This window comes from Pseudaquabacterium inlustre (assembly GCF_038066595.1).
In the GTDB taxonomy this organism is placed as follows: domain Bacteria; phylum Pseudomonadota; class Gammaproteobacteria; order Burkholderiales; family Burkholderiaceae_C; genus Pseudaquabacterium; species Pseudaquabacterium inlustre.
In genome coordinates this window covers 73,029-89,938 of the sequence record NZ_JBBUTH010000005.1, presented here as the reverse complement: position 1 = coordinate 89,938, position 16,910 = coordinate 73,029, and the positions used below count along the sequence as shown (strand labels likewise).

At 72.7% G+C, this 16,910-nt stretch carries 18 protein-coding genes; 9 read left to right on the top strand and 9 right to left on the bottom strand.

Annotated elements, in window-relative coordinates; genetic code table 11:
* Positions 1 to 119: 119 nt before the first annotated feature.
* From vapC to AACH10_RS11450, 3 genes are all read right to left on the bottom strand, one after another.
* Positions 120 to 521 (bottom strand): type II toxin-antitoxin system VapC family toxin, encoded by a 402-nt coding sequence (gene vapC, locus AACH10_RS11460; protein WP_341410544.1) that lies wholly within the window; start codon positions 519 to 521, stop codon positions 120 to 122.
* Positions 518 to 712 carry a type II toxin-antitoxin system VapB family antitoxin gene (locus AACH10_RS11455; protein WP_341410543.1) on the bottom strand — a complete coding sequence of 65 codons (195 nt, stop codon included), beginning with the start codon at positions 710 to 712 and terminating at the stop codon, positions 518 to 520. The genes vapC and AACH10_RS11455 overlap by 4 nt, the downstream gene beginning before the upstream one ends.
* An 84-nt stretch (positions 713 to 796) precedes the next feature.
* Positions 797 to 1,507, bottom strand: coding sequence for a zinc metalloprotease (locus tag AACH10_RS11450; RefSeq protein WP_341410542.1), 711 nt, complete (start codon positions 1,505 to 1,507; stop codon positions 797 to 799).
* A gap of 117 nt (positions 1,508 to 1,624) precedes the next feature.
* Here AACH10_RS11450 and AACH10_RS11445 point away from each other — a divergent pair, with 117 nt between their 5' ends.
* Positions 1,625 to 2,716: a cation diffusion facilitator family transporter gene (locus tag AACH10_RS11445; protein ID WP_341410541.1), complete on the top strand. Its 1,092-nt coding sequence runs from the start codon at positions 1,625 to 1,627 to the stop codon at positions 2,714 to 2,716.
* A 22-nt stretch (positions 2,717 to 2,738) separates the two neighbouring features.
* Here AACH10_RS11445 and AACH10_RS11440 read toward each other — a convergent pair whose 3' ends face one another.
* The gene (locus AACH10_RS11440; protein ID WP_341410540.1) at positions 2,739 to 3,452 is read right to left on the bottom strand and encodes a TetR/AcrR family transcriptional regulator; all 714 of its coding nucleotides are present in this window, start codon (positions 3,450 to 3,452) and stop codon (positions 2,739 to 2,741) included.
* 109 nt (positions 3,453 to 3,561) lie between these two features.
* On the opposite strand from AACH10_RS11440, the gene AACH10_RS11435 reads away from it, so the two are divergent.
* The 3 genes from AACH10_RS11435 to crcB are packed head-to-tail and all read left to right on the top strand — an operon-like array spanning position 3,562 to position 7,326.
* Entirely contained in the window at positions 3,562 to 4,419 is an 858-nt protein-coding gene (locus AACH10_RS11435) for an SDR family NAD(P)-dependent oxidoreductase (RefSeq protein WP_341410539.1), read from the top strand.
* A 12-nt stretch (positions 4,420 to 4,431) separates the two neighbouring features.
* Positions 4,432 to 6,870: an alpha/beta hydrolase fold domain-containing protein gene (locus tag AACH10_RS11430; RefSeq protein ID WP_341410538.1), complete on the top strand. Its 2,439-nt coding sequence runs from the start codon at positions 4,432 to 4,434 to the stop codon at positions 6,868 to 6,870.
* Positions 6,871 to 6,927: 57 nt separating this feature from the next.
* On the top strand, positions 6,928 to 7,326 hold the full coding sequence (gene crcB / locus AACH10_RS11425) for a fluoride efflux transporter CrcB (protein WP_341410547.1): 399 nt from the start codon (positions 6,928 to 6,930) through the stop codon (positions 7,324 to 7,326).
* Here the strand turns inward: crcB and AACH10_RS11420 are convergent.
* On the bottom strand, positions 7,311 to 8,336 hold the full coding sequence (locus tag AACH10_RS11420; protein ID WP_341410537.1) for a helix-turn-helix transcriptional regulator: 1,026 nt from the start codon (positions 8,334 to 8,336) through the stop codon (positions 7,311 to 7,313). The genes crcB and AACH10_RS11420 overlap by 16 nt on opposite strands.
* Before the next feature lie 209 nt (positions 8,337 to 8,545).
* Between AACH10_RS11420 and AACH10_RS11415 the strand changes: the two genes are divergently transcribed.
* Positions 8,546 to 9,760, top strand: a complete 1,215-nt coding sequence (locus AACH10_RS11415) for a hypothetical protein (protein WP_341410536.1) — start codon at positions 8,546 to 8,548, stop codon at positions 9,758 to 9,760.
* Here the strand turns inward: AACH10_RS11415 and AACH10_RS11410 are convergent.
* From AACH10_RS11410 to AACH10_RS11395, 4 genes are all read right to left on the bottom strand, one after another.
* The gene (locus tag AACH10_RS11410) at positions 9,667 to 10,296 is read right to left on the bottom strand and encodes a hypothetical protein (RefSeq protein WP_341410535.1); all 630 of its coding nucleotides are present in this window, start codon (positions 10,294 to 10,296) and stop codon (positions 9,667 to 9,669) included. The two genes, AACH10_RS11415 and AACH10_RS11410, sit on opposite strands and share 94 nt — an antisense overlap.
* A complete protein-coding gene (locus tag AACH10_RS11405) occupies positions 10,293 to 10,787 on the bottom strand; it encodes a hypothetical protein (RefSeq protein WP_341410534.1) in 495 nt (164 codons plus the stop codon). The genes AACH10_RS11410 and AACH10_RS11405 overlap by 4 nt, the downstream gene beginning before the upstream one ends.
* Before the next feature lie 34 nt (positions 10,788 to 10,821).
* Positions 10,822 to 11,235: a hypothetical protein gene (locus tag AACH10_RS11400; protein ID WP_341410533.1), complete on the bottom strand. Its 414-nt coding sequence runs from the start codon at positions 11,233 to 11,235 to the stop codon at positions 10,822 to 10,824.
* 117 nt (positions 11,236 to 11,352) lie between these two features.
* Positions 11,353 to 11,841: a thioesterase family protein gene (locus tag AACH10_RS11395; RefSeq protein ID WP_341410532.1), complete on the bottom strand. Its 489-nt coding sequence runs from the start codon at positions 11,839 to 11,841 to the stop codon at positions 11,353 to 11,355.
* A gap of 21 nt (positions 11,842 to 11,862) precedes the next feature.
* Between AACH10_RS11395 and AACH10_RS11390 the strand changes: the two genes are divergently transcribed.
* The 4 genes from AACH10_RS11390 to AACH10_RS11375 all read left to right on the top strand — a co-directional run bounded on the left by AACH10_RS11390 (position 11,863) and on the right by AACH10_RS11375 (position 16,831).
* Positions 11,863 to 13,104: a S1C family serine protease gene (locus AACH10_RS11390; RefSeq protein WP_341410531.1), complete on the top strand. Its 1,242-nt coding sequence runs from the start codon at positions 11,863 to 11,865 to the stop codon at positions 13,102 to 13,104.
* Positions 13,105 to 13,168: 64 nt separating this feature from the next.
* On the top strand, positions 13,169 to 13,762 hold the full coding sequence (locus AACH10_RS11385) for an NAD(P)H-dependent oxidoreductase (RefSeq protein ID WP_341410530.1): 594 nt from the start codon (positions 13,169 to 13,171) through the stop codon (positions 13,760 to 13,762).
* A 101-nt stretch (positions 13,763 to 13,863) separates the two neighbouring features.
* Positions 13,864 to 16,116 carry a molybdopterin-dependent oxidoreductase gene (locus AACH10_RS11380; protein ID WP_341410529.1) on the top strand — a complete coding sequence of 751 codons (2,253 nt, stop codon included), beginning with the start codon at positions 13,864 to 13,866 and terminating at the stop codon, positions 16,114 to 16,116.
* Positions 16,117 to 16,213: 97 nt separating this feature from the next.
* A complete protein-coding gene (locus AACH10_RS11375) occupies positions 16,214 to 16,831 on the top strand; it encodes a lectin-like protein (RefSeq protein WP_341410528.1) in 618 nt (205 codons plus the stop codon).
* The last annotated feature ends 79 nt before the right edge of the window (positions 16,832 to 16,910 follow it).

Here is a 16,910-nt window from a genome sequence, read left to right as displayed (position 1 = left end):
CCCAGTCGCCTCGAAACCGCCGAAAAATGCAGCATTGGCGTAGAGCAGCAGCGTCAGGTCAGGCAAGTTGGGTATCAGCCCGACGCAGCGTCGAAATCAACGCCTTGTTCAGCGTAGCCCTAGGCTTCACAGGGCACACAGCGGAGCCCAAGGTGTTGCTCAAACGGGTCGAAGTCCCGGTCCGAGTGCAGGAGTTCCAGCTTGTCCACGATGCAGCGCGTGGCGATCACCGTGTCAATGGTCTTGCGCACCGTCAGTCCCAGCGCGCGCAAGCGGCGGTAGTTGCGTGCCGCTTCTATCGCCACGTCCTGGCCGCCCAGCGGCACGACTGTCAGGTTCAGCAACAGCCGGCGCACTTCATTGAACGCCTTGTCTGTGCCACAGCCTTGCAGCACTTCGGTCAAGATCAAGTCGCCGACAGCCAACGGAACGGTACCCAAGAGCGCGTCGAGCTTGTCTGTCTGGGGCGTCGGCGTACCCCGCAGGTAGTCCACCCAGACGCTCGAGTCAACCAGAATCACTTGTCCCGCCTCAGGGCATCCAGGTCACCTTGCCACTGGACCTTGCCTCGAAGCCTGCGTACCTCCGCCTGGCGGCTCATCTGCAAGAGGGTACGGAGTCCAAGCTCCACGGCTTCCTTCTTGGTCTTGGCGCCGGTGGCCTTCAAAGCGTCAGCCATGAGCTTGTCGTCAATCACGATGTTGGTCCGCATGTGTATCTCCGATGAAGGCTTTACACATTCTAGAACGCAGCGAGCGAGGCCTGACCCCGCGCTCAACACCCGACGCGTTGAGACCTACCTCGCCGCCGTCACCGGCGCCGCATTCGCCGCGCGGCAGCGCTGGATGTCGCAGGCCGTGGGCAGCAGGGCGCGGTAGTCGCCGCGCCAGCCGCGGTCGTTGCCTTCGCGGGCGCGGCAGCGGTCGCCGCGGCCGTTGTCGTAGTAGGACATCACGTCCACGCAGCGGTTGGAGTGGTCCATCAGGCCGAACAGGTGGCCCATCTCGTGCGAGACCACCATCTGCAGCGTCTCGTGCGCCGGGTAGGCGGCATTGCGTGCGCGCAGCGTGCGGAAGGCCGCCGCGCCCAGCCACAGCCGGCGCAGGCCCACATGGGCCAGGCCGAAGTTGCCGCGCACCAGGCGGTCGTCCCAGTTCACCAGCACCGCGCCGGGCGGCACCTCGGCGCCATGCGCGCGCGGCCACACGCTGGCCGGCACGCCGCAGCCGGCCCAGGCGTCGGCGGCACGCCGCAGCGTGGCCAGCACCAGGGCCTCGTCGAACCAGGGGGGCGCGCCCTCGTGGTCGTAGACCAGGCGCAGGTGGGTGTCCACCGCCGGACGGTCGCGGCCGTCGCCCCAGGTGCCGATCTCGCCCGAGCGGCATTCGGCGATCTCCTGCGTGCGGATCAGGTCCGAGGCACGGGCCTGCCACGAGGTCAGGCCGAGCAAGGCCCCCAGCAGGGCTGGCAGCAGGCGTTGAGGCAGCGAAAGCGGGCGCAGTGACATCACGCGTTCTTCGGCACCGTCTGCCGCGCCTTGAGCGGTGACAACCCGGCTGGCGCAGCGGGCTGCGGCATGTCCCACGCCGCGCGCGCGTCATTGCCGGCGGTCGACAATGCGGCCATGGCCTCCGAACACCGACCGCACGCCGCGCACGCGCACGAGAACGAGCACGATCACGCCTGCGGGCACGACTACGACCACCATGACCACGAACACGACGACGGCCACGGTCACAGCCACGCGCAGCACACCGGGCCTTCACACGGCCATTCACACGGCCATTCACACGGCCATTCACATGGACACGGTCACGGGCATGGCCACCACCACCACGCCCCCACCGACTTCAGCCGCGCCTTCGCCATCGGCATCGCGCTGAACCTGGGCTTCGTGGCGGTGGAGGCGGCGGTGGGCTGGCACATCGGCTCGCTGGCGCTGCTGGCCGATGCCGGCCACAACCTCAGTGACGTGGCCGGCCTGGTGCTGGCCTGGGCCGGCGCGGCAGCCGCCCGGCTGTCGCCCAGCCAGCGCCGCACCTATGGCTGGAAACGCGCCGGCATCGTGGCCGCGGTGGCCAATTCATTGCTGCTGCTGGTGGCCATGGGCGCGCTGGGGTGGGAGGCGGCGCAGCGCCTGGCCTCGCCGCAGCCGGTGCCGGGCTGGCCGGTGGTGTGGGTGGCGGCGGCCGGCATCCTGGTGAACGGCGCCACGGCGCTGCTGTTCATGCGCGGCAGCGCGCACGACCTGAACATCCGCGGCGCCTTCCTGCACATGGCCGGCGACGCGCTGGTCTCGGCCGGCGTGGTGGCCAGTGGCCTGGCGGCGCTGTATTTCGGCTGGGTGCGGCTGGATGCCATGGCCAGCCTGGCCATCGCGGCCATCATCCTGGCCAGCAGCTGGGGCCTGCTGCGGCAATCGCTGCACCTGCTGTTCGACGGCGTGCCCGAGCACATTGATCTTGCGGCGGTTGAAGGCCTGCTGCGCGCCCAGCCCGGCGTGGTCGCCGTGCACGATCTGCACGTGTGGGCCATGGGCACCACCGAGACCGCCCTCACCGCCCACCTGGTGATGCCGGCCGGCGGCGCTGACGATGCCTTCCTGCAGCAGGCCACGCAGCAGCTGCAGGCGCGCTTCGGCATTGCGCATGTCACGCTGCAGCCGGTGCGCGTGCCCTTCATGACCGCCTGCGCGGCGGCAGGGCCCGGCGCCTGAACGGGCGGCGCGCCGGCCGGCGTCAGCGGGGCGCGCCGGCCTGCGCCTCGGCGACCAGTGCGCGCAGCGTGCCCAGCGTCACCAGCACGCAGGTGCGCACCACCTCGTCGCGCGATTCGCGCCAGCCGCTGCTCATCCACAGCCGCGCCACCTGCACGGCGGCGCCGATCAACGCCCGCCCCACCAGCTGCTGGCGCTCGGCCGACAACTGCCCGGACGGCAGCGCGGCGGCCACGGCGGCGCTGTTGAGCTCGGCAAACTGCTGCATGCCGGCTTCGTAGAGCGCATCCACGGCCGGGCTCACGCCCAGCACCTCGGCCAGCACGATGCGGGCAAAGGCCGGGTCGCGCACCAGGTCGAACCAGACTTCGTAGCCGGCCATCACATGCCGCTCCAGCACCTGGGCCGGCGCCAGGCCGTCGCAGCCGGCAGCCACCTGGCGCGCGGCCTCGTCCATGCGCGTGCGCAGCCGGGCCATCAACTCGCCATACACGGCGGTGAGCAGCGCCTCCAGGCTGTCGAAGCTCTCATAGAAGTAGCGATCGGTCAGCCCGGCGGCGTTGCACACACCGCGCACGGTGGCGCTGCGGAACCCCGGTCCACCGAACACCGCGATGCCGGCCTCGATGAAGCGCGCCCGGCGGACGGCCGTGCGCTCGGCGGCCGACACGCCGCCATAGGTTCGCTCACTGCGTTCACTGCGCGCCACGTCGCGCAAGGGGCTGGCCTGGGACATGCCCGCATTGGACATGAAACTCCACTGCCTAGAATCTGACGACAGACGTCTTCAGCATTTCTAATAGGCTGCTGTCACTGACTCGCGCCCTTCAGCTTCAGGAGTAGGCATGGCGGTTTCATCCCCCTGGACGCTGCGCGATGGCGTGGCCGTCCTCACCGGTGCCGCCAGCGGCATTGGCGCCGCGCTGGCGGTCGAGCTGGCGCGCCAGGGCATGCACCTGGCGCTGGTGGACCGCGACGCCGCCGGTCTGGCGGCCGCGGCCGAGCGCGCGGCGCCGGCTGGCACCCGCATCACGCAGCACGTGATCGACCTGGCCGCATCCGACGCGCGCAGCGCCATCGCTGCACTGCCGCAGGCGGTGCAGGCCCTGCACGGCCGTGCCACGGTGCTGGTCAACAACGCCGGCGTGGCCGTGGGCGGCAGCTTCGACCAGGTGAGCGAAGACGACTTCGACTGGCTGATGCGCGTGAACTTCGAGGCGCCGGTGCGCCTGTGCCGCGCGTTCCTGCCGCTGCTGGCGCGCCAGCCGGCGGCGCAGGTCGTCAACGTGTCCAGCATCTTCGGCATCGTGGCGCCGCCGGGGCAGACGGCCTACTGCGCCAGCAAGTTCGCGGTGCGCGGCTTCTCCGAATCGCTGCGCCATGAGCTGCAAGCCGCCGCGTCACCGGTGGGCGTGACCGTGGTGCACCCCGGCGGCGTGCGCACCGCCATCGCCGAGAACGCCCGCCTGCCGGCCGGCGTGGATGCCACGCTGCTGGCCGAACAGCAGGCCACCTGGCGCAAGCTGCTCACGCTCTCGCCCGAGGCGGCGGCCGCGCGCATCGCCCAGGGCATTGCGCGCCGCGAGCCACGCGTGCTGGTGGGCCAGGATGCCGTGCGCGCCGCCTGGCTGCAGCGCTTCTTTCCCGTGGGCTACTGGAAGCACGCCGCGCGTGACATCCTGCGCCGCACCGGCCGCGCCTGAATCGACACTGCCATGACCGACACCCTGCTGTCCCCACCCCTGAGCGTGCCCTCGCCCACCGCCCTGCCGCGCGCCAGCTGGCAGGCCCGGCTGGCCACCTGGCTGGTGCGCCGGCGCGTCAAGCCGGCGCTGGGCGACCTGCGCGACATCGCCCGCGTGCGCCGCGCCTTCGGCCAGCCGCTGCCGCACCCGCGCGGTGTGCAGTTCCAGCCGGCCGAGTTGGGCGGCGTGCCGGGCGAATGGGTGGTGGCCGAGCCGGTGGACGCCGCCGACGAGCCCGCCACGCCCACGCTGCTGTACCTGCACGGCGGCGGCTTCGTCGGCTGCTCGCCGCGCACGCACCGGCCGCTCACCGCGGCGCTGGCACGCCAGGGCCTGCGCGTCTTCGTGCCCGACTACCGGCTGGCGCCCGAGCACCCCTTTCCCGCCGCGCCCGATGACGCGCTGGCCGTGTGGCGGGCGCTGGTGGCCCAGCATGCCGCCACCGGCCGCACCGGGCGCATCACCGTGGGCGGCGACAGCGCCGGCGGCAACCTGGCCCTGGGCCTGATGCAGCGCCTGCGTGACCAGGGCGAACGCCTGCCCGATGCCGGCGTGCTGTTCTCACCCGCGCTGGACATGACCGGCGGCAGCGCCTCGCTGCTGGGCAATGCCGAGCGCGACGCCATGTTCCGCGGCGACTGCCTCGGCGCGCTGGCCGAGGCCTACCTGCAAGGCGCCGATCCCGCGCAGCCGCTGGCCAGCCCGCTGCTGGGCGGCCTGGCGGGCCTGCCGCCGCTGCTGGTGCACGTGGGCTGCGACGAGGCGCTGCGCGACGATTCGCTGCGCCTGGCCGATGGCGTGCGCGCCGCCGGCGGCCGCATCGCGCTGCAGGTGTGGCCGGCCGTCTCGCATGTCTGGCAGCTGATCTGGCGCCTGCCCGAGGCGCGGCGCTCGGTGGCGCAGGCCGGGCGATTTCTGCGCGAGGCGGCGCCGCGGGGCGGCGTGGAGCACCACGATGTGCTGATCGTCGGCGCCGGGCTGTCGGGCGTGGGCGCGGCGGCGCATCTGCAGATGAAGTGCCCCGATCTGAGCGTGGCGCTGCTGGAGGCGCGGCCGGCCATCGGCGGCACCTGGGACCTGTTCCGCTACCCCGGCGTGCGCTCGGATTCCGACATGTACACGCTGGGCTATGCCTTCAAGCCCTGGACCGACGCCAAGGCCATCGCCGACGGCCCGTCCATCCGCCGCTACATCGCCGAGACCGCGGCCGAGCGCGGCATCGACCGGCGCATCCGCCACGGCCACCGCGTGCTGCGCGCTGAATGGTGCAGCGCCGACGCCCGTTGGACGCTGGACGTCGAACGGCAGCGGCCCGATGGCCCGCCCGAGCGCCTGCGCATGAGCTGCAACTTCCTGCAGCTGTGCGCCGGCTACTACAGCTATGCCGAGGGCCACCGGCCGCAATGGGAGGGCGAGGCCGAGTTTCGCGGCCGCCTGGTGCACCCGCAGTTCTGGCCGCAGGACCTGGACCACACCGGCAAGAACGTGGTGGTGATCGGCAGTGGCGCCACCGCCGTGACCCTGGTGCCCGAGATGGCCAAGACCGCCGCCCATGTCACGATGCTGCAGCGCTCGCCCACCTACGTGGTGGCGCTGCCGGGCACCGATGCGCTGGCCGAATGGCTCAAGCACCGCCTGCCGCCGCGGTGGGCCTACCGCCTGGTGCGGGCCAAGAACGTGCTGCGCAGCCTGTTTTACTACCGGCTGGCGCGCAAGTACCCCGAGCAGACCAAGCAGCGCCTGGTCGGCTTGGTGCAGCAGCAGGTGGGTAGCAACTGCGACGTGGCCGCGCATTTCACGCCGCGCTACATGCCCTGGGACCAGCGCGTGTGCGTGGTGCCCGACGGCGACATGTTCAGCGCCATCCAGGCCGGCCGCGCCTCGGTGGTCACCGACCAGATCGCGCGCTTCACGCCCGGCGGCATCCAACTGGCCTCGGGAAGCGAGCTGCCGGCCGACATCGTGGTCACGGCCACCGGCCTGAAGCTCAACGTGATGGGTGACATCGGCTTCAGCCTCGACGGCCGGCCGATCGACTTCGGCCAGGCCATGACCTACAAGGGCATGATGCTCGCCGACGTGCCCAACCTGGCCTACACCTTCGGCTACACCAATGCCTCGTGGACGCTGAAGGCCGACCTGACGTCCGACTACGTGTGCCGGCTGCTGCAGCGCATGCGGCGCCAGGGCACGCCGATCGCCACGCCGCGTGGTGATCCGGCCATGCCGCTGGCGCCCTTCCTCGACTTCACCTCGGGCTATGTGCAGCGCGCGCTGCCGCTGCTGCCCAAGCAGGGCGCGAAGAAGCCCTGGCGCCTGTACCAGAACTACCTGCTCGACACGCTGATGCTGCGCTTCGGCCGCATCGACGACGGCATCCTGCAGCGCAGCCGCCCGGCGCCGCGCTGATCACCGGCGGCACGGGTGCCGGTGGCCCCTGCCGCTACCATCGCGGCCATGCCGCCGCTGCTGTACGCCCTTGCCGCCATCGCCGCCGGTGCCTCGCTGGGCGCCATCGCGCGCTGGGGCCTGGCCAATGCCTTCAACGCGCTGCTGCCCACGCTGCCACCCGGCACGCTGGCGGCCAACCTGCTGGGCGGCTACCTGATCGGCGTGGCGGTGGCCTTCTTTGCCCAGCACCCGGCGCTGCCGCCGGCCTGGCGGCTGTTCGTCGTCACCGGCTTCCTGGGCGGGCTCACCACCTTCAGCACCTTCTCGGCCGAGGTGGTGAGCAACCTGACCGCCGGCCGCGTGGGCTGGGCGCTGGCCACCGCCGCCGTGCACCTGCTGGGCAGCGTGGGCATGACGCTGCTGGGCATGGGCACCGTCGCCTGGCTGCGCGGGCCGGCTCAGGCCGCAGGCTGATCATCCAGATACTGCGCCGCGGCCGCCGCCAGGCGCTGGCGCACGGCGTGGCGCAGGCTGTCGGGTGACACCACACGCACCTGCTCGCCCTGGCGCAGGATGTCCATCACCAGCTCGGTCTCGTCGGCATAGGGCAGTGTCAGCTCCCAGCTGCCGTCGGCCAGCCAGCGGCCCTGCTGCTCGGGGTGCCACTCCTCGTGGCTGGTCCAGGGCGCGGCCTGGGGCGAGAAGCGCAGCACCGCCAGCTGCCGCGTGCCGCCGGCATAGATGCCGTAGCCGGCGTCCATCTCGGCCTGCACCTGGCGCATGGCCACGTCCTTGGCACGGGTGTCGGTCAGCGTGGCCTCCTGCACCGCATCGAGCGCAAAGCGCAGCAGGCGCTCGCGCTGGTGGCACCAGGCGTCCAGGTACCAGGTGTTCTTGTAGTGCACCAGGCGCTGCGGCGACACCTCGCGCTGGCTCACCTCGCCACGCGTGCGGGTGAGGTAGCGCATGGCGATGCGCTGGCGGCGGATCAGCGCCTCGCCCACACGCTCGAAGCAGCTGGCATCCACCGGCCGGCGCAGCGCGCCGATGATCTTCACGCGCTTCATCAGCGCCTTGGCGTCGTTCTCGCCGCCGGGGCCCAGCAGTTCGTGGATGCGGTCGAGCAGCGGCTGCAGGTGGCGGCTGAGCAGGCCCTGGCTGTCCAGGCCCGAGATCAGCTGGTGCGCCATCAGCAGCGCGTACAGCTCGCGCTCGCTGAACCACAGGCCCGGCAGCTCGTGGCGCGCCGCCGCGCGCGTGGCGGGGCTGCCGCTGGCGCCGGCCGTGCCGGTGGCGTCAAAGCGGTAGCCGTTCAGGTCGCGGTCGTAGACGATGGGCGCGCCGAGCTGGTCGCGCAGGTATTCCAGATCACGCTTGAGCGTGGCCGGCGAGATCTCCAGCTCGTCGCGCAGCTGCGCAAAGCTGACATGGCCGCGCTGGCGGATCAGGCGCTCGATCTTGTACAGGCGGGCGGTCTTGGTCATGGGCTGGCTCGATGACGGTGGGCGCGGCGGCGCGAAGGGCCGCCGAGTCTGCCATGCCGGTGGCTCAAACGATGAGCCTGCCAACCGTTGTACGGGGCCTGGCCTGAGGGGGGGGCGCATGGCTCACTGGCTCACGCCATGAGCCAGCCGGCGTCGACACTGGCTGCACGGCCGGGGCGATTCCCGGCGCCACACCCGGAGCGATCACGATGATCCAGACCCTGCTGCCCTTCAACGCCGTGGCCGCGGTGACCGCCGCCGCCCGTGCCGCCGCCATGTCCTTCGTCGCCCCCGGCCTCGCGGCCCAGGTGACGCCCGCGGCCACGCCGGCCCGTCCGCACGACGACCCCGGCTTCGCACTCGGCTGGGACCACGCCAGCCTGGGCCTCACGCCGCCGCTGGACCAGCTGCCGGTGGGCAGCCCGCTGCGCCAGGGCTGGCTGGCCGGCCAGGCCCGCTTCGGCGGCCAGCCGCGGCCGCACAGCCCCTGGCAGCGCGCCTGGCTGGCGCTGCGCCTGCAGGCCTGGCAGGCCGGCGAGGCGGTGGAGACGGTGCAGCTGAACGCCAGCGTGCTGCGCCAGATCGACACCGCGCTGTGCCCGGTGAGCCGCCAGCCGCTGCGACCGCTCGCCGCACAACATGCTGCCGTCCATGCCGCGCCAAGCGATGCCGACGCCCTGCCCTGCCGCCTGAACCCGGCCGTCGCCTGGGCCACCGGCAACGTGGCGCTGCTGCAGCGCGCGGTGGCCGCGGCCCGCGAGGGCATGGACTTCGACGCGCTGTGGTCGCAGGCCCAGCGCATCGCCGGCGGTGAATGCACCCAGGTGCGCGGGCTCGACGGCGCCACCTGGCAGCGCCTGGCCGTGCTGGCCAGCTTTGCCACACCGCTGGCCCATGCGCGCGCCGCCTGCCTGCCGCTGGCCGTGCTGCCGCCGGCGCGGGTGCGCGTGCTCAACCCGGTGCAGGGCCTGCAGGTGCTGCTGACGCTGCAGTTCACGCACGGCGGCTATGCGCGCCGGCTGCTGGAACTCTCGGCGCTGATGCCCACGCACGAGGCGCGGCAGGCCTTCCAGATCTTCATGCACACGCTGCTGGCACGCCGCCTGGCGGCCGGCCCCGGTGCCGCACCGGCCGATGTGCGCCGCGCGCTGGAGGACAGCTGGGCCGATCCGCTGGTCAACCGCCGCTGGCAGCGCCTGGCCCTGCGCCTGACCGCCGCCGACTGCGAGCGCCTGCTGCTGCGCGCCAGCCAGCGCGGGCTGATGGCCGGCGGTGCCCGCTGGCTGGCCGAGGCCAGTGCCACCGAGGGCTGGGACCTGCCCGAGACGGCTCAGGCCCGCAGCGTCGACAGCAAGGGCAATGGTGCGTGCTCGGCCAGGCCTGGCAATGCGCGCAGGCGCGGCTCGCAGAAGCTGGCCAGCTGAGCCGGTGTGACGCCGGCCGGCGCGTTCCAGTACAGGCGCGCCGCACCCACCAGGCTGGCCATGCATTCCAGCGCCGCCGAGCCGGGGTCGAACTGCACCAGCACATTGCGGCCACGCCACAACGCCAGCGTGGGCAGCTGGTGGTGGCCGGCCACGGCCATCGCGGTGGCCACGCATTGCAGCAGCGTGTCGGCACGCAGCTGGCTGCGCCACTGCGCGGGGTCGAACAGACGGCTGTCGTTGCCGGCCTCGCCGACGCGGCCGGCGCCCTTGTGCACCAGGCACAGCAGGCCGTCGCCATGGCGCCACAGCCCATCGGGTTGGGCCACCAGGCCACCGGCGCTGCAGATGAGGCGCTGACCGGCGTCGATCAGCGACTGCAGCGCGGGCGGCGGCGCACCGGCGTCGGCCAGCACCGGCAGCAGGCGCGCCACGGGATCGATGCAGGCGTCCACCACGGCGGGATCGAAGAAGTGCACCCGGGCGGTCACGCCCAGCAGCTCGGCCTCGTCGTGCCAGTTCAGCGGCGTGCTCATCGCGCTGCCTTTCCGGTGCTGTCCCAGGCCGTGACCAGCGGTGCGGACGCGGGCGGCGCCGGCACCGCCGGTCCGACCGGGCGCACATCGCTTGCCGCGCCCTGTCCCGGCCAACGCGGCGGACCGATGACGCGCCAGGCCGTCGCGATGGCGGCGCCCAGCGCCACCAGCACCACCAGGGTCTTCAGCGCCCCCAGCATCAGCGCCTGGCGCGGCGCCTCGCGGCCGCTCGGCACGTCACGGGTGGCGGCCGGGGCCGGGGGCATGGCGCCAGCCCAGGGTCGGGCCGGCGAACTGGCCGGCGAACTGGCGGGGGATGTGGCCGGCGCCGCAGTCTGCGATGCCGGCGGCGCGTCACCTGCCGCACCGGCGGCGGGCGCATCGGCGGCGGGTACATCGGCCGGCCGCGCCTCCAGCGGGTCCATCAGCACCCAGCGCACGCCCTCCACGCCTTCGCGGGTGAGTGCACGGGCCATCTTCACTTCGATCATCGGCGCGGGTCCTGCAGGCGGCGGTGGGCGGTGTTCATGCGCCCGCCTGGCTGGGTTCGGTGGCGGCGGTCCGGGCCGTCGAGGCGGTCAGGGCCTGCGCAGCGGCTGGCGCCTCGTCCGCCGCGGGCGCATCGGTGCCGGCACCCGGGCCGCGGGCCCGGCGCGCCGCGATCTCGGCCGCGCTGGCACGGGCCAGCTCGGCCAGCATGGTGCGCGCCAGCACCGCTGCGGGGGCCTCGCCAGGGCCGTCGGCCGCCACGGCATCGTGCACTGGCAGGCCATGATGGGCGTGCTGCAGCAGCGTGCACACCAGGCCCGCCACGGCGCCGAAGCCACCGTACAGCAGGGCCGGCGCCCAGGCCGCGCCGTGCAGGGCCACACCGGCAGCGGCCAGCGCGCAGCCGAGGCTGGTGCTGCCCAGCAGCAAGGGGCCGATCAGCGCGCGCATGGCGCATGGGCGCCGCATCGGCGCCGGCAGGTCACGAGACAGCTCATGCTCGGACTTGTCGGCCGCCGCCGCCGGAACTTGAGCCGCCCGCCAGCTGCGGCAGGCGCGCGGCGGGAATCAGCTCACGATGTAGGCCGCGGCGGCGGTGGCCACCAGCACGCCCTCGTCGCTGTGCAGGCGCATCTGGGTGGAGCCCACGCGCCCGCCCAGGCGGGTGATCTCGGCCGTGGCCACGAAGTAGCGGCCCAGGCCGGGGCGCAGAAAGTCGACCCGCAGGTCGATGGTGCCCAGCTTCAGGAAGCGGTGCATCACCTGCTCGGCGCTCTCGTGCGCATGCTTCTCGCTGGTGGCCACCATCAGCGCCCCACCGCCCAGGGCATCGAGCACCGCCGAGATCACGCCGCCGTGCAGCCGGCCGTAGTGGTAATGGCCCACCAGGTCGGGGCGCATCTCGAAGCGCATCACCAGTTCGGGGCGCAGCTGCTGCACCTTCAGGCCCAGCACCTGGTTGAAGGTGATGCGTTGCTCCACCAGTTCGGTGAGTTCGCGGTCGACTTTGGCCTGCTCTTCGGCACTGCGGCGCGGCAGGTGGGCGGTGGTGCTCATGCACCGAGGATAGCGCCCGGCTTGCCTATCATCGCCGCCGTGCAGCCCCGACTTTCCCTGCCGCTGGCCATGCCCCTGACCACCGACCCTTCGCCCATGCACCCGTTCGCCCACCCGTCCGTCCGCCTGCACGCCTGCCCGCACGCCCCCGCAACCGCCCAGCCGGCGCGCCAGACAGCGGCCCTGCCACGCCGCCAGGCCTCGCTGGCCCTGCTGCTGGCCCTGGCCGCCCCGGCGCTGAGCGCCCAGCGCGGCGACCCGGCACCGCGCGCCGTCACGCCGCGCGGCCCGCTGGGCGCCGACGAACTGCAGCAGATCGAGCTGTTCCGCCGCATCTCGCCGTCGGTGGTGCACATCACCACGCTGGAGGTGCAGCGCGACTTCTTCAACCGCGCCGTCGGCCAGGTGCCCAGCGGCACCGGCACCGGCTTCGTGTGGGACGCCGCCGGCCACATCGTCACCAACTTCCATGTCATCCGCGGCGGCAGTGCCGCCACGGTGACGCTGTCGGACCAGAGCACGCACCGCGCGCAACTGGTGGGCGCCTTTCCCGACCGCGACCTGGCGGTGCTGAAGATCGACGCCCCGCGCGAGAAGCTGCCGGCCATCCCCATCGGCCTGAGCCGCGACCTGCAGGTGGGCCAGAAGGTGTTCGCCATCGGCAACCCCTTCGGCCTGGACCAGACGCTGACCACCGGCATCGTCAGCGCGCTGAACCGCGAGATCGAGAGCTTCAACAACCGCAGCATCCGCGGCGTGATCCAGACCGACGCGGCCATCAACCCCGGCAATTCGGGCGGCCCGCTGCTCGACTCGGCCGGCCGGCTGATCGGCGTGAACACGCAGATCGCCAGCCCCTCGGGCGCCAGCGCCGGCATCGGCTTCGCGATCCCGGTCGACGAGGTCAACCGCGTGGTGCCGCGCCTGATCCGCGACGGCCGCATCACCCGGCCCACGCTGGGCATCGGCGCGGCCAGCGAGCAGATCCAGCGCGCGCTGCGTCTGCCCGAGGGCGTGGCCCTGGTGCAGGTGACGCCCGGCGGCCCGGCCGCCCGCGCGGGCCTGCAGCCCTTCAGCCGTGCGCGCGACGGCAGCATCGTGGCCGGCGACATCATCGTCGCCGTCAACGACGAGCCGGTGGCCAGCCTGGACGACCTGCTCACCGCGCTGGAGCGCCGCCAGCCCGGCGACACGGTGGTGCTGAACGTCTCGCGCGCCGGCCGCGGCCGCAAGGTGCAGGCGGTGCTGGCCCAGGGCGACTGAGAACCCTCGGGGGCATTTGCCATAGCGCAACCCGCGGGCAACATGCAGCGCGCAGCATCGGACCATGCAAGACCCCAAACGCATCCTGATCCTGCAAGGCCATCCCGACCCGGCCGGCGGCCACCTGTGCCACGCGCTGGCTGGCGCCTATGCCGAGGGCGCGCGCGAGAGCGGCCACACGGTGGAGGTGGTGACGATCGCCGCGCTCGACTTCCCGATGCTGCGCACGCAGGCCGAGTGGACGCAGGGCGAGTTGCCGCCGGCCCTGAAGCCTGCGCAGGAAGCCATCGCCCGGGCCGAACACCTGGTGTTCTTCTTCCCGCTGTGGCTGGGCGACATGCCCGCGCTGGTGAAGGCCTTCCTCGAACAGGTGGCGCGCCCGGGCTTCGCCTTCAAGCCCGGCGCCGACAACCCGTTCACGGCCAAGGGCCTGACCGGCCGCTCGGCGCGCGTGGTGGTCACGATGGGCATGCCGGCGCTGCTGTACCGCTTCTACTTTCGCGCCCACAGCGTGCGCTCGCTGGAGCGCAACGTGCTGGGCTTCGTCGGCATCGCCCCGGTGCACGAGACCCTGATCGGCATGGTCGACAAGCTGGGCGACAAGGGCGTGACGCGCTGGAAGGCCAAATTGCGCGCCCTCGGCCGCAGGGCGACCTGACCCGCCAGGTCATCGCCGCCCCAGGCGAACCCGCGTAACGTCTCCCGGGTGACGGACGCTGCCCCGAGCGGGCGGCGATAAACCGTCCCCCAGGAGACGACATGCCCGACCCGAACACGCCAGCCAGCGCCGACCAGCCCGAGCGCCACTACCGCATCTGCCCGCTGTGCGAGGCCTGCTGCGGCCTGGAGATCAGCACCCGCGGCACCCAGGTGGTGCAGGTGCGCGGCTGGGCCGGCGACACGCTCAGCGACGGCTACCTGTGCCCCAAGGGCGTGGCGATCAAGGACCTGCACACCGACCCCGACCGCCTGCGCCAGCCGCTGATCCGCCGCGGCGGCCGCAGCAGCCCGCTGGAGCCCGCCAGCTGGGACGAAGCCTTCGCGCTGATCGAGCAAAAGCTGCCGCCGATCGTGGCCGCGCATGGCCGCGACGCGCTGGCCCTGGTGGCCGGCAACCCGTCGGCGCACAAGATGGGCCTGCTGCTGTACTTCGCCCGCCTGGGCCGCGCCGCCGGCTCGAAGAACGTCTACTCGGCCAGCACGCTGGACCAGATGCCGCGCCAGCTGGCCAGCGGCCTGATGTACGGCCACTGGCTCAGCGTGGGCCTGCCCGACATCGCCCGCACCGAGCTGCTGGTGGTCATCGGCGCCAACCCGCTGGCCAGCAACGGCAGCATGTGGACGGTGCCCGACTTCCGCGGCAAGGCGCGCGACCTGAAGGCGCGCGGCGGCCGCCTGGTGGTGATCGACCCGCGACGCACCGAAACCGCGGCCATCGCCGACCAGCACCTGGCGATCCGCCCCGGCGCCGACGCGCAGCTGCTGGCCGCGCTGGTGCACACGCTGTTCGATGAAGGCCTGGTGCGCCTGGGCCCGGCCGAACCCTGGCTGAACGGTGTGGCCGAGCTGCGCCAGGCGGTGGCCGGCTTCACGCCCGAGGCGGTGGCAGCGCACTGCGGCATCGACGCCAACGTGATCCGCCAGCTGGCCCGTGACCTGGCGGCCACGCCACGTGCGGTGGTCTACAGCCGCATCGGCAGCTGCACGCAGACCTTCGGCACGCTGGCCTCGTGGCTGGTGGATGTGCTCAACGCGCTGACCGGCCACCTCGATGTGCCCGGCGGCCAGCTGTGGGCCAAGGCCGCCGCCTTCGCTGCCAACACCCAGGGCACGCCCGGCCGCGGTCGCGGCGTGGCCACCGGCCGCCACCACGCGCGGCTGAGCGGCGCGCCCGAGGTGTTCGGCGAACTGCCCATCGTGCAGCTGGCCGACGAGATCCTCACGCCCGGCCCGGGCCGGGTGCGCGCGGCCATCGTGCTGGGGGCCAACCCGGTGCTGTCGGCCCCCGGCGGCGCCCGGCTGGCACAGGCGCTGGACCAGCTCGACTTCATGGTCAGCCTGGACATCTACTGCAACGAGACGGCCAGCCATGCCGATGTCATCCTGCCCGGCCTGTCGCCGCTGGAGGAAGGCCATTACGACGTGCCCTTCCCGCAGCTGAGCTGGCGCAACACCGCGCGCTACAACCCGCCGGTGTTCGAGCGGCCCGCCGGCCAGCCGCCCGAGTGGCAGAACCTGCTGCGCCTGATCGCCATCCTGAAGGGCCACGGTGCGCAGGCCGATGTCCTGGCGCTGGACGACGAACTGCTGGCCGACGACCTGCGCCGCAGCGGTGTGGCCGACACCGCCGCCGTGATGGCGGCACTGCAGCCCTGGCAAGGCCCCGAGCGCCTGGTGGACCTGGCGCTGCGCAGCGGCCCGTATGGCGACGGCTTCGGCCGCCAGCCCGGCGGCCTGACGCTGGCCCGGGTGGCGGCGCAGCCCGGCGGCATCGACCTGGGCGAACTGCAGCCGCGCCTGCCCGAGGTGCTGCGCACGCCCAGCGGCAAGGTGGAACTGGCACCGCCGATGCTGCTGGCCGACCTGCCGCGCGCGCTGGCCGCGCTGGCCGAGCCGCCGGCCGAGATGGTCGTCATCGGCCGCCGCGACGTGCGCAGCAACAACAGCTGGATGCACAACCTGCCCACACTGGCCAAGGGCCCCGAGCGCTGCACGCTGCAGCTGCACCCGGCCGACGCGCAGCGCCTGGGCCTGGAAGACGGCGCGCTGGCCGCCATCTCCCGCGACGGGCGGCGCATCCAGGCGCCGGTGGAAGTGACCGACGCGGTGCCGCCGGGCGTGGCCAGCCTGCCGCATGGCTGGGGCCATGACCGGCCAGGCAGCCGCCTGCGCGTGGCCGCCGAGCGCCCGGGCGCCAACCTCAACGAGGTGCTCGATGCCCGGCTGATCGACCCGCTGTCGGGCAATGCGGTGCTGTCGGGTGTTGCAGTCTGTATCGAATCGGTGGCCTGACCCCCATGCCTGCAGGGATGTGACGACGCGCGTCATCACCTAACGTGAAGCGACCCGGCCGATCCGAATGCCGGCCCGCGGACCCGAAGGAGACACCATGCGCCGCACGCTCACGACACTGGCCGCCGCCACCCTGCTTTCCAGCGCCGCGCACGCGGTGCCCACGCAATGGACCGTGGCCAGCGGCGGCAACGGCCATTGGTACGAGTTCTTTCCTGAGCCAGTGTTGGCTGAGCTGGCCTACGTCCTTGCCGCCGGCGAAACCTACCAGGGCATGACCGGCTACCTGGCCACCCTCACCTCGGCCGCCGAGAACCAGTTCGCCTCGCTGACGGTTGCCCAGGGCAACACGGCCTGGCTGGGCGCCACCGACAACGGCGTCGAAGGCCAGTGGGTCTGGCGCAGCGGCCCCGAGGCGGGCCAGACGCTGACCTACCTGCCCTGGCGTTCCGGCGAACCCAACAATTGCTGCGGTGGCGAGAACTACCTGCAGACCAACTACGACTACAACACCGCACTCTGGAACGACCACGGCGGCCCCGGCAACCTCAATGCCCAGTACGGCTACCTGGTGGAGTTCAGCGCAGCGGTGCCCGAGCCGGCCAGCATGGGCCTGTTGGCCGCCGGGCTGGCACTGCTGGCGACTGCCGCGCGACGCCGCACGCGATGCCCGCTGGCCAGTGCGCTGGCTGAGACAGGTGCCGGCTTGGCATGACCGGCAGCGGCGGGCCACGGGCCGCCGGGCGGTGTGAACGGAAGGTCTGCCAAGGCTGATCCGTTAGACTGCCGGGTTC